The sequence below is a fragment of the Arthrobacter ulcerisalmonis genome (assembly GCF_900609065.1).
Classification (GTDB): Bacteria; Actinomycetota; Actinomycetes; order Actinomycetales; family Micrococcaceae; genus Arthrobacter; species Arthrobacter ulcerisalmonis.
In genome coordinates, this window is sequence record NZ_UXAU01000017.1 from 1 (window position 1) to 15709 (window position 15709).

Genomic DNA, 15709 nt, shown 5'->3' on the forward strand with positions numbered 1-15709 from the left:
CCACGCGCCCCTCGTCCCATGCCGCTGGCGACCATAATCATGCACAAACTCACGGATCTGCTCCCGCGTATACCCCGGCGTCCCAGTCATCACCAGGCCCCCTCACTAATCAGCGAATGACTCACAACCAGCCTGGCAAAGAGGGTTAGCGCTACCTGGATGTGCGGGTGCCTAGGTGAGTCGGATCTGCCGGTTCATGTCCTTGTACAGCAGGTACCGGAACTCGCCCGGTCCACCGGCGTAGCAGGCCTGCGGGCAGAACGCGCGCAGCCACATGAAGTCGCCGGCTTCCACTTCAACCCAGTCGTTGTTGAGCAGGTACATGGCCTTGCCCTCGAGCACGTAGAGGCCGTGCTCCATGACATGGGTTTCCGGGAAGGGGATCACACCGCCAGGCTGGAACGTGACGATGTTGACCTGCATATCGTGGGCCAGATCGCTGGAATCCGTGAAGCGGGTGGTCTTCCAGACGTCATCGGTATCCGGCATGGACGTTGGTGCAACGTCCTTTTCGTTGGTGACGAAGGACGTGGCCTCATAGCCCTCGAGGCGTTCGTAGGCCTTGCGGATCCAGTGGAAGGACACGATGTCGTCGGAGACGTTCGCCAGGCCCCAGGTGGAGCCGGCGGCCAGGTAGGCGTAGCCGCCTTCTTCCATGTGGTGCACCTCGCCTTCGAGGGTGAGGTCCACCTTGCCCTTGGTCACGAAGATGACGCCTTCGACGCCGGCTTCGAATTCGGCCTTGGGTGCGCCGCCGCCGGCCGCAATCTCAACGATGAGCTGCGAGAACGTGGTGGCGAAGCCGGAGATGGGGCGGGCCAGGATCCAGGAGCGGGTCTTGTTGAAACCCGGCAGGGTGCTGGTCACAATGTCGGTCATGACGCCCTTGGGGATGACCGTGTAGGCCTCCTTGACGATGGCCCGTTCGGTGGTGAGGTGCGTCTGCGGCGGCAGTCCGCCCTGTGGGTAGTAATAGTTGCCCATGAGGGATCCTTACTTCGAAGTGGACTGCGCCAGCCGCGGGTGTGCGAGGGCAGTCAGGTCAGGGAGTTCGACGCCGGTCAGGGCCAGCACTTCATCGGCACCAACGGCGCCACACTGGACGCCGCGCAACACGAACGCTGCCAGCGCGCGGGCGGTGGCGGGCTCGTCCATGACGGCACCTTCGGTGCGGGCGATGTAGTTCCGCAGCCGGATGGCGGCGGCCGGCAGGCCTTCGCGGTAGAAGGCGTAGGTGGCGGCGTAGCGGCTGGGCAGTTGCGCGGCGTGCAGGTCCCAGCCCTGGTAGTAGCCACGTTCCAACGAGCGGCGGACCAGGCGGCCGTGCAACTGCCAGGCCGCTTCCACGCCATCGCCCACCGGGATGATGTTGGTGGACCCATCGGAAAGCCGAATGCCGGTACCGGCCACGGCGAGCTGCATGACTTCCTTGGCGTAGTCAGCGACCGGGTGCTCCATGGACTGGTATTCCGCGGAGATCTGCAGTGATGCGGAGTAGTCGTAGGTCCCGTAGTGCAGGGCGCTGATCCGGCCCGGTACGACGTGCGGGAGCTGGGCGACGGGGGAGGTGCCCTCGGGTCCAAGGATGAGCTGCGGTGTTTCCACCTGCACCTCGAACCGCAGGCGTCCGGCCGGGAGGGAGTGGATCTCTTCCAAACGTGAAACCGCGAAGTCCATGGCCTGCACCTGGGCCACCGTGGTGACCTTGGGCAGGGTCAGGATCAAACCTTCGGGCAGCTCGCCCGTGGACGCCAGTGTGGAGACGAACAGGTCAAGGGTTTTCAGGCCGCGTGCCCTGGTGGGGGCTTCAAAGCACTTGAACCGGATACCGATGAACGGCGGGGCGGACCCTGCCGAGACGGCTTCGCTGACCGCCTGGGCCGCGGCAACAGCTGCCACGTCCTCGGCAGCGTCGCCACGATCTCCGAAGCCGTCCTCGAAGTCCAGGCGCAGGTCCTCGATGGGTTCGGTCCGCAGCTTGGCCGCGACGCGGGGTGCCACGCTGGCCGCAAGCTCGGGGTCCTGGCCCAGGAGCGCGCCCAGCTTTTCAAGACCGCCGTGCGCTTCTACTGCCGCGAGGGCGCGAGCGCCAAAGTCGGCCGCGAGCGACGGCGTGAACTGGTCCGCCGGCACATACAGGGTGTGGATGGGCTGGCGAGTGCCGTCGTCGCCCGGGTAGTTCCGTTCCAGGAGCTGATCCGTGGCGGCGAGCTGGGACTCGATGGCTGCCAGGTCCGCAGAGTTCAGGGAGTGAGCAGTCATATTTACACCAACTCGTATGCGGGCGTGGTGAGGAAGTCCGTGTAGTCCTCCGACAAGCAGATGTCGGCGATCAGGCGGCTGGCCGGCTCGTAGAACTTGGTGAACGCCTCAGCGTCGACTTCGCTGCGGAGCCGTTCGGTTTCCTCGGCCAGGATCTGGGTTACCAGTTCGCGGGTCACGGTGTTGCCGGTGTCGGCCAGGATGGACTTGTTGCGGATCTGCTGCCATACCTGGGAGCGGGAGATTTCGGCGGTGGCGGCATCTTCCATCAGGTTGTGAATGGCAACGGCGCCGCTGCCCGAAATCCATACGGCCGTGTACGCCACAGCCACGTAGAGGTTCAGGTGCATGCCCGCTTCGGTGACGGTGCCGCCAGCCGACGCGATATCCAGCAACTGGTCAGCGGTCACCGAGACCTCTGGACGCTGCTTGTCGAGCTGGTTCGGCCTGTCGCCCAAGACGGCGTCGAACACCTCAACGCAGGTGGAGACCAGGTCCGGGTGCGCTACCCAGGAGCCGTCGAATCCGTCGTTGGCTTCGCGGGTCTTGTCGGCGCGGACCTTCTCGAACGCCTGGGCGGTGACCTCGGGTTCGCGACGGTTCGGGATGACGGCTGCCATGCCGCCCATGGCGAAGGCGCCGCGCTTGTGGCAGGTCTTGACCAACAGTTCGGTGTAGGCGCGCATGAACGGTGAGGTCATGGAGACGGTGGCGCGGTCCGGCAGAATGAAGGACTCGCCGGCGTCGCGGAAGTACTTCACGATGCTGAACAGGTAGTCCCAGCGGCCAGCGTTCAGGCCGGCGGCGTGATCGCGCAGCTCGTAGAGGATCTCGTCCATCTCGAACGCTGCCGGGATGGTCTCGATCAACATGGTGGCGCGGACGGAGCCCTGCGCAACCCCGAGGCGGTCCTGGGCGAACACGAAAACGTCGTTCCAGAGGCGCGCCTCGAGGTGGCTTTCCATCTTGGGCAGGTAGTAGTACGGACCGTGCCCGTTTTCAAGGAGTTGCTTGGCGGTGTGGAAGAAGTGCAGGCCAAAGTCCACCAGCGCACCCACTGCGGGTTCGCCGTCGAGCAGGACGTTCCGCTCGCTCATGTGCCAGCCACGGGGACGGGCGACGACGACGGCCAACGGCGCGTCGGTCCGCAGCCTGTACTCCTTGCCCTCCGGAGAGGTGAAGGCCAGGGTGCCACGCGCAGCGTCGCGCAGGTTCAGGATCGCGTCGACGACGTTGGCCCAGGTGGGGGTGCTGGCGTCCTCGAGGTCTGCGAGCCATACCTTGGCGCCGGAGTTCAAGGCGTTGATGGCCATCTTGGCCGGCGACGCCGGGCCGGTCATTTCAACGCGACGGTCCTGCAAAGCTGCAGGCGCGGGCGCGACTTTCCAGTCGCCGTCGCGCACGTCCTGCGTCTCCGGTAGGAAGTCGAGGCGGCCCGTGCGAGCCACCTGCTCGCGCTTGGCAACCCGCGCAGCAAGCAGGTCGCTGCGCGTACCGGCGAAACGTTCGTGCAGCTCAGCGACGAAAGCCAACGCCTCAGGCGTCAGGATTTCCTCGGCACGTTCGATCGGCTTGGGGTCAGTGACTGTGATGGCCATGAGAGGTCCTTTCCTAGAGAGCGCTGGTGGCTTTGGCTGCCGCAGCGGCATGCGCGGCGTTGGCAACAGCCGTTGCAACGTCGGCGGCAACGTGGGGGTCGAAGACGCTGGGGATGATGTAGCTGGCATTGAGCTCAGCATCGGCTACCCGGTTGGCGATCGCGTCGGCGGCGGCCACCAGCATTTCCGGCGTGATGTCCGATGCGCCGGCATCCAACAGGCCGCGGAAGAAACCGGGGAACGCCAGCACGTTGTTGATCTGGTTGGGGAAGTCGCTGCGGCCGGTGGCCACCACGGCTGCGTGCTTGGACGCCACCAGGGGATCGATTTCCGGGGTGGGGTTGGCCATGGCGAAAACGATTGCCTTGTCCGCCATTGCCGCAACCTGCTCTTCACCGATGACGTGCGGTGCACTGACGCCGATGAAGACGTCGGCGCCCGTCATGGCCTCGTGCAGTGAACCAGCGAAACCTTCTTCGTTGGTGTTGGCCGCGATCCAGGAGCGGTGCTCGTCGTCGTACTTCTGGCCTGAGTGGATGGCACCTGAGCGGCCCGCGGCGACAATGTGCTGCGCACCCTGGGCCTTGAGGAGCTGGATGATCGCGGAGCCGGCGGCGCCGACGCCCGAGACGACGATCTTGACCTCGGAGAGCTTCTTGTCCACCACGCGCAGGGCGTTGTGGAGGGCGGCCAGGGTGACGATGGCGGTGCCGTGCTGGTCATCGTGGAAGACGGGGATATCGAGTTCTTCGCGGAGGCGGTTCTCGATTTCGAAGCAGCGGGGTGCTGCGATGTCTTCGAGGTTGATGCCGCCGTAGACGGGAGCCATGGCCTTGGCGATCATGATGATCTCCTCGGTGTCCTGGGTATCCAGGCAGACCGGCCAGGCATCAACGTTGGCAAACTGCTTGAAGAGGGCGGCCTTGCCTTCCATGACGGGCAGCGCAGCGGCGGGGCCGATGTTGCCCAGGCCGAGCACTGCCGAGCCGTCGGTGAGGACGGCGATGGTGTTGCGCTTGACCGTCAGGTTGCGGGCAGCGGCGGGGTCCTCGGCGATGGCCATGCAGACGCGGGCGACGCCGGGGGTGTAGGCGCGGGACAGGTCGTCACGGTTGCGCAGGGCTACCTTGGGGACCACCTCGAGCTTGCCGCCGAGGTGCATCAGGAAGGTGCGGTCCGAGACGTGCTGGACCGTGACGCCGTCGAGCGCGTTCAGGGCTGCCTTAATGCGGTCTGCGTGCTCTTCGTCGGTGGTGTTGCAGGTGACGTCGACGACGATCGTGTCGTGGTGGGATTCCGTCACGTCCAGTGCTGTCACTGCTGCGCCGGCAGCACTGACTGCTGCAGCCAGTTCGCTGGTGGCGGTGAAGCTGGACGGTGCTTCTACGCGAAGGGTGATCGAGTTACCGGGACTGGGGTTCGCCATTGAATTTCCTCCTGTTGGGCCTGACCTGGATCGCGAACATCCGCGATTTTTTTCGTATTATGGATATTATTATCTACTTTGTGGAAATACAAGCTCAGGCGTGGTTGGGATCACCACGGACCCGAAGTGCGGTATCTTGGGATCGAGTAGGACTCATCTTTCCGCTATGTGGATAAGGTTTGTCGGAATCCGATCCACGGGAGCTGGTCATATGGCTGAGAAAGCCACCGGAGGCGTTCAATCTGTTGAGCGCGTGTTCGAGTTGCTGGAACTGATCACTGATGCTGGCGGCGACGTTACCCTCAGTGAGCTGTCCTCGTCTACGGACCTGCCGCTCCCCACCATCCACCGGCTTCTCCGCACGCTGGTGGCCCTGGGCTACATCCGCCAGCTGCCCAACCGGCGGTACGCCCTGGGCCCGCGGTTGATTCGCCTGGGCGAAGGCGCCAACAAGCAGCTGGGTGCTGTGGCCCGCCCCGAACTCAAGGGGCTGGTAGACCGGCTGGGGGAGACGTCCAACATGGCCGTGCTGGACTCCGACATGGTCATCTACGTGGCGCAGGTACCGTCCCTGCACTCCATGCGGATGTTCACCGAGGTTGGCCGCCGCGCCCATACCCACGCCACCGGTGTTGGCAAGGCCATCCTGGCGCAGCTCGACGACGACGTTGTGCGCGGCATCGTGACGCGCTCGGGCATGCCCACGCCCACCGTCAAGAGCATTGGCGATATTGACGAACTGCTGGCCGACCTGGCCCGCATCCGCGACCGCGGCTACTCCATTGACGAGGAAGAGCAGGAAATGGGCGTGCGCTGCTTCGCCATGGCCGTCCCCAATGCGCCAACTCCCACCGCCATCTCCGTCTCCGGGCCAATCTCCCGGGTAGATTTTGCTTTCGGTGACAGGGCTGTGCCCATGCTCCGCGCCGCCGCACAGGCCATCGCGGACGAACTCAACCGCAACTAGGGGAGTTCCGCCGCAGGCACGGTCCGCGCCGGAACCTTTCCGCAAACAAAACGCCGCGGCGGCAGTTGAATTCAACTGCCGCCGCGGCGTTTTGGTGTGGGTGTAGGTCGGGGTTGTCTGGTTAGTGCTCGTCCGCCTTGTTGCTGGACTTGACCGGGACTTCCTTGCCATCGCTGTCGATCAGCTTGCCGCCTTCGTAGCGGTCGCCGTCGGCCAGGCATTTCAGGTCATCCTCGGTGACGATCCGCTCCGTGCCGGCAACAAACACCGACTGGTTCTCCGTGTTGCCGGCGCGCAGGTGGTTGAAGAGCAGGTTCAGCAGGATGGCCATCACGGCGGCGGAGCTGATGCCGGAGTGGAAGATGGTGCCGAACCAGGATGGGAACTGGTCGTAGAAGGACGGTGCGGCGATCGGGATCATGCCGAAGCCGATCGAGGCTGCCACGATGATCAGGTTCATGTTGTTCTTGTATTCGACCTTGGCGAGGGTGCGGATGCCGCTGGCTGCCACGGTTCCGAACAGTACGACGCCGGCTCCGCCGAGGACGGGTGTGGGTACCGCTGCGACCACTCGGCCAAGGATGGGCAGCAGACCGAGCACCACCAGGATCAGGCCGCCGGCGCTCACCACGAACCGGCTCTTGACGCCGGTGATGGCAACCAGCCCGACGTTCTGGGCGAACGCGCTCTGGGTGAACGAGTTGAAGAGCGGGGAGATGGCGCTGGAGAGCATGTCGGCGCGCAGTCCGTCGCCGATCCGACGCGAATCCACCTTGGTGTCGACGATCTCGCCCACGGCAATGATGTCCGCGGAGGTTTCAGTCAGGGTCACCAGGATGACGATGAGCATGGAGATGATGGCTGCTACTTCGAAGACGGGTGGGCCGAAAGCGAACGGGGTGGGGAACGCGACGATCTCGCCCTGGCCCACCTTGGAGAAGTCGGCCATGCCGAAGATCACGGCGATGACGGTGCCCAGCACCATGGCCAACAGGATGGACAGCCGCGAGATGGCGGCGCTGCCCACCTTGCTGAGGAGCAGGACAATGGCCATGGTGGCTGCCGCAAGGCCGATGTTGGCCACGCTGCCGTAGTTGGGGGCCTTGTTATTGCCGCCCATGGCCCAGTTGGCTGCGACCGGCATCAGGGTGAGGCCAATGGTGGTGATCACTGTGCCGGTGACCACCGGCGGGAAGAACCTGATGATTTTGGAGAACAGGGGAGTGATCAGAAGGCCAATGACGGACGCAACAATCACCGATCCGAAGACCGCCTGGATGCCGCCGCCGCCGTGCACGATTGCCACCATGGTGGAGACGCCGGCAAAGGAAACGCCCTGCACCAGCGGGAGTTGCGATCCAAAGAACGGGATGCCAACGGTCTGCAGAATCGTGGCAAGGCCGCCAACAAAGAGGCAGGCCGCGATCAGCAGGCCGATGTCCTGGGAGTTCATTCCTGCGGCGGCGCCAATGATCAGAGGCGGCGCGATGATTCCGCCGTACATGGTGAGGACGTGCTGGAAGCCGTAGGCGAAGGTGCTTCCAATGGACAGCCGGGTATCTTCCGGCCGGTTGGATGAAGTGCGTTTGGCGGTGGTGGCCGCAGATTTCTTCTTGAGGTTCATGGCAGACTTTCTTGGTTCATGGCAGACGGCATTGTCTGGCTAACGTTGTCTGGCTGACGTCGAGCTGAGCGACGATTTTGTGGGTCGCTGGAGGCGACTGGCGCTGTGTCGAGTGGGCGGAGGTCCCGCCGCCCCAGCTGTGGGCGGTTGCGACGGGACTTCCGTAAAGTGCGGAGCCTGGACTCAGCAGAATCCGGAGATGCCGGACCATGCGCCCGGTGCCTGGGTGGCGTCGTCGCGCAGTACCGTTGCTTCGATCAAGCCGTAGGGGCGGTCGGCGGCGAAGAAAACCTCGTTGGGGTTGTCGAGGCCGAACGGCGACAGGTCCACCAAGAAGTGGTGCTTGTTGGGCATCGAGAACTTGATCTCATCGATCTCGCTGTGGGCTTCGAGGACTTTGGTGCCCATGTCGAACAGGGTCTGCTGGAGAGCGTTGGAGTATTTTTCCGTAAAGCCTTCGAGTAGGAGGCCCTTGACGTCCTCGTAGCCCTTGTTGAAGTCGATCGAGGTGAAGTCCGTGCCGGTCTTGTAGCGCCAGCGGGCGGAAACGTCCGTGGCCAGGATGCGGTCGGTGGTTTCCGGCAGGGTGGTGTAGCGGTCCCGCGGGTAGCCGGTGAATCCGGACTGGGTGGACTTCAGGACGGTCAGGTCCTTGAGGCCGGAGATCAGGTGATTGGTGTTGCCGTCCCGGACCAAGACGGCGGTGCGGACTTCCTGGCCGTTGCGGACGAACGAGTGATCGTGTTCGGCGCCGTGGGCCTGGATGCGGTCCCAGCTGTAGGACTCGGCTTCCCAGCGTCCGCCGGTGACCCAGTCGAAGCTGGAAGTGAAGTGCTCGCCGAGCCGCAGGATGAAGGCTTCGGGTGAGCCGACGCCGTCGCGGGCCAAGGCGTAGATGGTGTTTTTCTGGGTGTCGGTGGCCACCACGTGGGCGTTGTCGCCTTCGAGGTGAGCCGCAGCGAAATCGCCGCGCAGCTGCGAGGTGACGTTGAGGTCTTCGATTTCGTGGCGGTCGGTGTCGCGGGTGATCTTCACGACCCGGACCTCTGCTTTGCCGTACTGGTTGTCGCCGAGGACGATCTTGCTGCTCATGGTCTGTTCCCAACTTCCGGTGGTGGAACAAGGTTCCACCACTGAAATTAAGCGCGCATTTCGAGCGCGTTTCCGGAGGTGCCGACCCCACAAAAAAGAGCCGGCATCTATTGACGCCAGCTCATTACGACCCTGCCTGCTGCTCCCAGGTTACATGACCTGAGCCACGAATTGAGATAGAGCGTACCCCTCAATGGCGGTGGTGTAAATCACATCGGGAAAAACTCTTCTGTGACCGACCGGCGAGTGGGTGTGGCCTGCGAGGCATTGACGCCCCGCAGGCCATCTCGTATGATTTTCATCAAGCAATAAATAAATTCCACATTGCGAAAATAAATCAAGCAAGTATCGAGGAGGATCAGATGTACCAGCAGGAAACGACGCCGGTGGCACCGAAGCCAGCCAACGCCCAGTCCACCCAGGAGTTCTACCTCCCCCGTGGCGAAGGCATCGACCCCGACTTTTACGTGCCCCTGGACCGCGAGCACACCCCAGGGCGGATTTCCCGATGGGTTTCAGCGCTCGGGTTCCGCCGTAACTAAACAGCGTCCAGCGGGGTTCAGCTAGCCTGCGATGAGGCGGCGGGCGGCCGCCGAGTGTTCCGCGATCAGCCCTGAGATGTCCAGGCCGGGGATCTGCCCGTCCACCACCCGCCATTGCCCACCGACCATCACGCGGTCGGCGCGGTCTGCGGCGCACAGCAGCAGTGCGGCAATCGGATCATGGCTGCCGGAAAAGCGCAGGTCATCGAGCCGGAAGAGTGCCAGGTCTGCCTGCATTCCGGGCGCCAACTGGCCCAGTTCCGGCCTGCCCAGGACTGCTGCCGAGCCGCGGGTTGCCCAGCCGAGCGCCCGCTCCACCGGCACGTCTGCACCGTAGCGGAGCCGCTGGAGGTACAGGGCCTGGCGTGCCTCCAGGATCATGTTCGAGGCATCGTTCGACGCCGATCCATCCACGCCCAGCCCCACCGGAACCCCCGCGGCCTCCAACTCCAGGACCCGCGCGGTTCCGGACGCGAGCCGCATGTTGGAGGTAGGGCAGTGCGCCACCGCCGTTCCGGCAGCGCCCAGTCGGCGGATTTCGTCGTCGCTGAAGTGGATTCCGTGGCCCAGCCAGGTGCGGTCCGTCAGCCAACCCACACTGTCCAGGTAGTCGACGGTGCGCAGGCCAAACCGTTCCCGGCAGAAGTCCTCCTCATCCAGGGTCTCGGCCAGGTGGGTGTGCAGCCGGACATCGAGCCGTTCGGCCAAGAGGGCACTCTCGGTCATGATTTCCTTGGTCACGGAGAACGGCGAGCAGGGTGCGAACGCGATCTGGATCTCCGCGTCAGCACCGGGTTGGTGGTACTGGCGCACCAGCCGTTCGCTGTCTGCCAGCACCATCTCCGGCGCCTGGACCGTTGACTGCGGCGGGAGGCCGCCGTCGTCCGTTCCGAGCGTCATGGAACCGCGGGTCAACGTGGCGCGCATGCCGAGGGCGCGAACGGCGGCCACCTCAATGTCGATGGCGTCCTCGAGTCCGCCGGGGAAGAGGTAGTGATGGTCCGCAGCGGTGGTGCAGCCGGAGAGCAGCAGCTCGGCGAGGGCCACCGTGGCGGCGAGTTCAAGGTCGCGCGGGGTCAGCCGGGCCCAGACCGGGTAGAGGTTCTGCAGCCACGGGAAGAGTGGCGCATTGGCCACCGGCCCCCAGGCCCGGGTGAGGGTCTGGTAGAAGTGGTGGTGGGTGTTGATCAGGCCCGGCATTAGCACGTGGTTGCTGGCATCGAACGTTGCCTGGCATGGTGCAGCGGGCTGCTGACCTGCGGCAAGAACCTCGGCGATCACTCCATCGGCCACGACGATGCCGCCGGATGCGTCGAGCTGGTTGGCGGTGAAGGCGGCCTGCGGATTCTTGATCCAGAGGCGCTGGCTGGTGGCAGGTGTCATGGGACTGTTCCTTGTCTGAGGTGGGTACATCCAGCTCAGTGAGTCCCTGTCTGCTGATCCAGGTATCCGGCGGCGCGATTGCCTGCGGGTGGAAATAGAGTATGCGGCACCGTGACGGCCGTCAATGCGAGGGGATGTGACTGCGGGAGGGGCAAACCTGCGTCCCACTGACGTGAGCTTCTCGAAACAAGAATTTCACAGAGTGAAATCAATCTTCCAAAAACTATGGCGCTCATCACAACTTCGGTGCTACGCTCATTCCTGTCAAAGGCGGGCACCCGGATCTCGGGAAGCTATCTACCAGGCGCAACTTAACCTTCACAGCACATGCTGAAGCCTGGTAACCGTCGCACTGGCTCCCTTTGGATCCGTCACGGGCAACCGGCTTCCCAGCAAAGGGAGTCGCATCATGAGTATCACCGTCACGGCCGAGCAATTTTTGGCCAGATCCATCCGGCTGGCAACAGCCAACGTCCTCAACAGCGGCGGCCCGTTCGGCGCCATGATCGTCACCGCGGACGGAAAAACGTTCGACGGCGTCAATCGCGTCACCGCGGACAACGACCCCACGGCACACGCCGAGGTCACCGCCATCCGCACCGCCTGCCGCGAACTGGGCACCTTCGACCTCAGCGGCTCGGTCCTCTACACCAGCTGCGAGCCGTGCCCCATGTGCCTGGCCTCGGCCTTGTGGGCACGTGTTGACCGGGTCGTTTTTGCCGCTGGCCGGCACGACGCCGCAGCCGTAGGCTTCGATGACGCAGTCTTCTACGAGTTCTTCGAGAACCAGGACCGGGACGCGCTTTTGCCGGTGTCCCAGCTGGTGCTCGAGGACCCGTCGGCCCCCGCGCCGCTGGAGCCCTTCACCACCTGGAACACGCTCGAATCCCGGATCGATTACTAGGCCAGGCGGCTGACATGACCATCCTGGACAACTCCCACGAGGAGCATTCGGCTCCGCAGTCCCGCGCCACCGCCCAGGCTTCAGGCCAGGCCACGACCGCCAGCAAGTCCACCGCCGGCAAAGGTTCCACCCCGCCGTCGGCACCGGAGAACTTCTTGGACCGCTTCTTTCAGATCACCAAACGAGGTTCCACGCTGGCCCGCGAATTCCGCGGCGGCCTGGTCACCTTCTTCACCATGGCGTACATCGTCATCCTGAACCCGCTGATCCTCGGCGGTTTCAGCGCCGACAACGCCCCCACCGACGTGGCCGGCGGCTGGCTCTCCGCCGCGCAGGTAGGCGCCGTCACCGGACTCACCGCCGGCGTCATGACCATCCTGTTCGGCTTGATCGCCAACCTGCCCTTCGGCCTGGCCGCGGGACTCGGGATCAACTCCTTCCTGGCAGTCTCCGTCATCCAGGAAGTCACCTGGCCCGAGGCCATGGGCCTGGTGGTCATCAACGGCATCCTGATCGTGCTGTTTGGCGCCACCGGGGCCCGGACCGCGATTTTCCGGGCAGTTCCCAAGGAACTCAAGGCCGCCATCACGGTGGGCATCGGCCTGTTCATCGCCTTTATCGGTTTCGTCGACTCGGGCTTCGTGCGCCCCACAGCCGGCGGTCCGCCCGTTCAACTGGGAGACGGCGGATCCATCACCTCCATCCCCACGCTCGTCTTCATCGTGGGCCTGCTTGCCATGGGGATCCTCGTGGCACGGAAGGTCCAGGGCGGCCTGCTGATCGGCATCGTCGCCACCACGGCACTGGCCGCGGTTGTCGAAGCCGTCTTCAAGATCGGCCCGTCCAGCGCCACCAACCCCGGCGGCTGGCACCTCAACACCCCCGTCCTGTCAGGCCAACTGGTGGCCGCGCCGGACCTGAGCCTGGTGGGTCAGTTCGACCTGTTCGGCGCCTTCGGCCGGATTGGCGGCCTCGCAGCCACCATGCTGGTCTTCACCCTGGTGTTCACCAACTTCTTTGACGCCATGGGCACCATGACCGGCCTAGCCAAGAGCGCCGGCGTCGCCCACAAGGACGGCACGTTCCCGCGCCTCAAGTCAGCCTTCATCGTGGAAGGCTTCGGCGCTGTTGCCGGCGGCGCAACGTCCGGCTCATCCAACACCGTGTACATCGACTCGGCAGCAGGAATTGGCGAAGGCGCCCGTACCGGCCTGGCCTCGGTGGTCACCGGGCTGCTGTTCCTGGGCTCCATGTTCCTCACCCCGCTCACCAGTGTGGTCCCGCTCGAGGTGGCAGCCGCAGCACTGGTAGTGGTGGGCGCCATGATGATGGCCCAGATCCGCGAGATCAAGTTCACCAAGTTCTCTGTGGCGCTGCCGGCCTTCCTCACCATCGTGACCATGCCACTGAGCTACTCGATCGCCAACGGCATCGGCGTGGGCTTCATCAGCTGGGCCATCATCGGCGCGGCATCGGGCAAGGCCAAGAAGGTCCATCCGCTGATGTGGGTTGTCAGCGTGGGCTTCCTGATCTACTTCGCCCGGGGTCCCATCAACACCCTCCTGGGCGCCTGATCGCGCCCTGACCAGCGCCGCCGCTTCCCCTCCACCGTTCCAGGGTCCAGAATATGGACCACCGCCCCACGGCAGAAGGAGCACCCCCATGCTTGATCTGATTCCGTCGCTCAGCAGTTGGGCAGGCACACTTGCCAGCGAACAGTTCGCGGTGGCCACCATCGTGGCGGCCACCGGATCTGTCCCGCGGCCAGTGGGCACCGCCATGCTCGTGTCCGGCACCGGCGCCATCCTGGGCAGCCTCTCTGGTGGCTGCGTGGAAGGGGCAGTGGTGGCGCTGGCAGAGGACGCCATTGCCGACGGCGGCTCACGGCAAGCGCGGTTCGGCTTCAGTTCCACCGACGCGTTCGCCGCCGGACTCACCTGTGGCGGAGAACTCGAGATCCACGTTGAGCCCATCCTCGGCCAGGATCACCCGCTGCGCGGCGTGCTCATGGCATTGGCTACGGTAGACCCGGACCAGCCTGTTGGGTTGGTCCGGGTTCTCCCGGCGGGCAATGCTTCGGGCACGGCGGCTTCCAGCGCGGCATTATCCGGCACGGACGCCCCCGGCAGAGCAGAGGGGATGGCGGCACTGGTGCAGGTAGCCGACCTCGGCGCAGCAAGTCGGGCACTTTCGGCGATTCTTCCGCAGCATTCCCTGGCCTCGGTCGCAGCACTGCTGCGCGCCGGCGGCACGGGCGTGCTGCCGCTGACGGTGTCGCCGGTGAGCGGGCAGCCACCCACCCAGGCCGGCACCTGCCCTGCTGACCTGCAGACCTCGCTGCCAGCGTCGGACGTTCCGCTGATCCTGGTGGAGAGCCGTGTGCCGCCGCCGCGACTGCTGGTGTTTGGTGCCAACGATTTCGGCGCAGCGCTCCTGCCCGTGGGGAAGCTGCTGGGCTACCATGTCACCCTGGTGGACGCCCGGCCCGCCTTCGCCGCCCAACCGCGATTCGGTATGGCGGACGAGGTGGTGACGCAGTGGCCGCACCATTACCTGGCCGCGGAGGCAGCAGCGAGCAGGCTGGACAGCAGGAGTGTGGTGGCGGTGCTATCGCACGATCCAAAGTTCGACATCCCGCTGCTCGAGGCGGCACTGGCCCTGGACCTCGCCTATGTGGGGGCCATGGGCTCGCGGCGAAGCCACCTGCAGCGGGTGGATGACCTGCTCAACACCGGAATTGCGCCAGAACGGATCGCCCGGCTGCATTCGCCCATCGGCCTGGACCTCGGCGCCGAAACCCCCGCGGAAGTGGCCGTTTCCATCACGGCAGAGCTCATCGCCGCCCGTAGCGCAGCATCCACGGGCATGCCCTTGCGTGAGGCATCCGGTCCCATCCATCACGCGCCACCCACCCCATTTTTATCGGCTGTACCCGAACCGCTGACGCAGCAGGAGATCGCATGGACATGAACACCATTGAGGCAGTGGTCCCCACCACCGACCCCGCACAGTGGCGCGACGGCGATGCCTGGCTGGCCGGCGGCACTGTCCTTTTTTCCTACGGCAGCTACGCGTTCGGCCCACAACCGCTGACCCGGCTGCTGGACCTGGGCAGCGCCGGCTGGACCCCCATCACCGTCACGGATGACGGGATCGACCTGGCTGCCACCTGCACCATCGCCGACCTCTACCAACTGCCGGCTCTCCCGGCAGTCACCGACCGGTCCTGGCCCGGGCTGGAGCTCATCCGGCCGTGCTGCGATTCGTTCGTTGCCTCCTTCAAGGTCTGGAACATGTCCACCGTGGGCGGCAACATCTGCACCGGCCTGCCGGCAGGTCCCGTCACCTCGCTCTGTGCAGGACTGGACGGCATCGCCACGATCTGGGGTCCCGGGGGGACCAGCCGCACGCTGCCGGTGACCGACCTGGTCACCGGGGACGGGCGCAATTCCCTGGCACCCGGCGAGCTGCTGCGCAGTATCCACCTGCCGGCGTCGGCCCTCAGCTCCCGGGCAGCCTTCCGGCGCCTGTCGCTGAGCAACCTGGGCAGGTCCGGGGTGCTCCTGGTGGGAAGGCTCGACGGCGGCACGGCCTTGTTGCTGACCGTCACGGCTGCGACCAAACGGCCCGTCCAGCTCCGGTTCGACACCGTTCCCACCACGCCCGAGCTGGCTGCGGCGTTGGACGATGAGATCAGCGCCGAGCTTTACCACGACGATATCCACGGCCTTCCGGCCTGGCGGCGGGACATGACGTACCTGCTGGCCGAGGAAATCCGCACCGAACTTGCTGACGCGGGCGGGACCCCGGCCACCGTCTCGGGCGACTTCTGGCCACCCACGCCCCGCACCGCACCACCCGAATCGTCCGCCAGCAGCAACCCTGGCCACACCCGTCACGAAAGGTCCTGA

General features: G+C 65.0%; 13 protein-coding genes. 6 read left to right on the forward strand and 7 right to left on the reverse strand.

All coding sequences use genetic code 11. The annotated features are described in order from the left end of the window. Window positions 1–171: 171 nt before the first annotated feature. Genes PSET11_RS04920 through PSET11_RS04935 form a run of 4 tightly spaced genes read right to left on the reverse strand, consistent with a single transcriptional unit; the run spans window position 172 to window position 5286 of the window. A complete protein-coding gene (locus PSET11_RS04920; RefSeq protein ID WP_124091002.1) occupies window positions 172–984 on the reverse strand; it encodes a bifunctional allantoicase/(S)-ureidoglycine aminohydrolase in 813 nt (270 codons plus the stop codon). A 9-nt stretch (window positions 985–993) separates the two neighbouring features. Continuing rightward, window positions 994–2262, reverse strand: coding sequence for a DUF6986 family protein (locus tag PSET11_RS04925; RefSeq protein ID WP_124091003.1), 1269 nt, complete (start codon window positions 2260–2262; stop codon window positions 994–996). 2 nt (window positions 2263–2264) lie between these two features. After that, window positions 2265–3860, reverse strand: a complete 1596-nt coding sequence (aceB, locus tag PSET11_RS04930) for a malate synthase A (protein WP_124091004.1) — start codon at window positions 3858–3860, stop codon at window positions 2265–2267. Window positions 3861–3873: 13 nt separating this feature from the next. Next, the gene (locus tag PSET11_RS04935; RefSeq protein WP_124091005.1) at window positions 3874–5286 is read right to left on the reverse strand and encodes an NAD-dependent malic enzyme; all 1413 of its coding nucleotides are present in this window, start codon (window positions 5284–5286) and stop codon (window positions 3874–3876) included. A gap of 211 nt (window positions 5287–5497) precedes the next feature. Between PSET11_RS04935 and PSET11_RS04940 the strand changes: the two genes are divergently transcribed. Beyond that, window positions 5498–6253 (forward strand): IclR family transcriptional regulator, encoded by a 756-nt coding sequence (locus tag PSET11_RS04940; RefSeq protein WP_124091006.1) that lies wholly within the window; start codon window positions 5498–5500, stop codon window positions 6251–6253. Window positions 6254–6374: 121 nt separating this feature from the next. Here PSET11_RS04940 and PSET11_RS04945 read toward each other — a convergent pair whose 3' ends face one another. Both PSET11_RS04945 and pucL read right to left on the reverse strand, forming a co-directional pair. Beyond that, complete coding sequence (locus tag PSET11_RS04945; protein WP_124091007.1) at window positions 6375–7877, reverse strand: nucleobase:cation symporter-2 family protein; 1503 nt, start codon at window positions 7875–7877, stop codon at window positions 6375–6377. Window positions 7878–8060: 183 nt separating this feature from the next. Continuing rightward, window positions 8061–8969 carry a factor-independent urate hydroxylase gene (gene pucL / locus PSET11_RS04950; protein ID WP_124091008.1) on the reverse strand — a complete coding sequence of 303 codons (909 nt, stop codon included), beginning with the start codon at window positions 8967–8969 and terminating at the stop codon, window positions 8061–8063. A 362-nt stretch (window positions 8970–9331) separates the two neighbouring features. Here pucL and PSET11_RS04955 point away from each other — a divergent pair, with 362 nt between their 5' ends. Beyond that, window positions 9332–9511, forward strand: a complete 180-nt coding sequence (locus PSET11_RS04955; protein WP_124091009.1) for a hypothetical protein — start codon at window positions 9332–9334, stop codon at window positions 9509–9511. A 21-nt stretch (window positions 9512–9532) separates the two neighbouring features. On the opposite strand, the gene PSET11_RS04960 is transcribed toward PSET11_RS04955, so the two are convergent. Continuing rightward, complete coding sequence (locus tag PSET11_RS04960) at window positions 9533–10894, reverse strand: 8-oxoguanine deaminase (protein WP_124091010.1); 1362 nt, start codon at window positions 10892–10894, stop codon at window positions 9533–9535. Between the two features lie 409 nt (window positions 10895–11303). On the opposite strand from PSET11_RS04960, the gene PSET11_RS04965 reads away from it, so the two are divergent. The 4 genes from PSET11_RS04965 (at window position 11304) to PSET11_RS04980 (ending at window position 15709) form a co-directional block, all read left to right on the forward strand. After that, a complete protein-coding gene (locus tag PSET11_RS04965) occupies window positions 11304–11798 on the forward strand; it encodes a nucleoside deaminase (RefSeq protein WP_124091011.1) in 495 nt (164 codons plus the stop codon). A 14-nt stretch (window positions 11799–11812) separates the two neighbouring features. After that, complete coding sequence (locus PSET11_RS04970; RefSeq protein ID WP_124091012.1) at window positions 11813–13372, forward strand: NCS2 family permease; 1560 nt, start codon at window positions 11813–11815, stop codon at window positions 13370–13372. An 88-nt stretch (window positions 13373–13460) separates the two neighbouring features. Next, window positions 13461–14768, forward strand: a complete 1308-nt coding sequence (locus PSET11_RS04975) for an XdhC family protein (protein ID WP_124091013.1) — start codon at window positions 13461–13463, stop codon at window positions 14766–14768. Further along, complete coding sequence (locus tag PSET11_RS04980; RefSeq protein WP_124091014.1) at window positions 14759–15709, forward strand: FAD binding domain-containing protein; 951 nt, start codon at window positions 14759–14761, stop codon at window positions 15707–15709. The genes PSET11_RS04975 and PSET11_RS04980 overlap by 10 nt, the downstream gene beginning before the upstream one ends.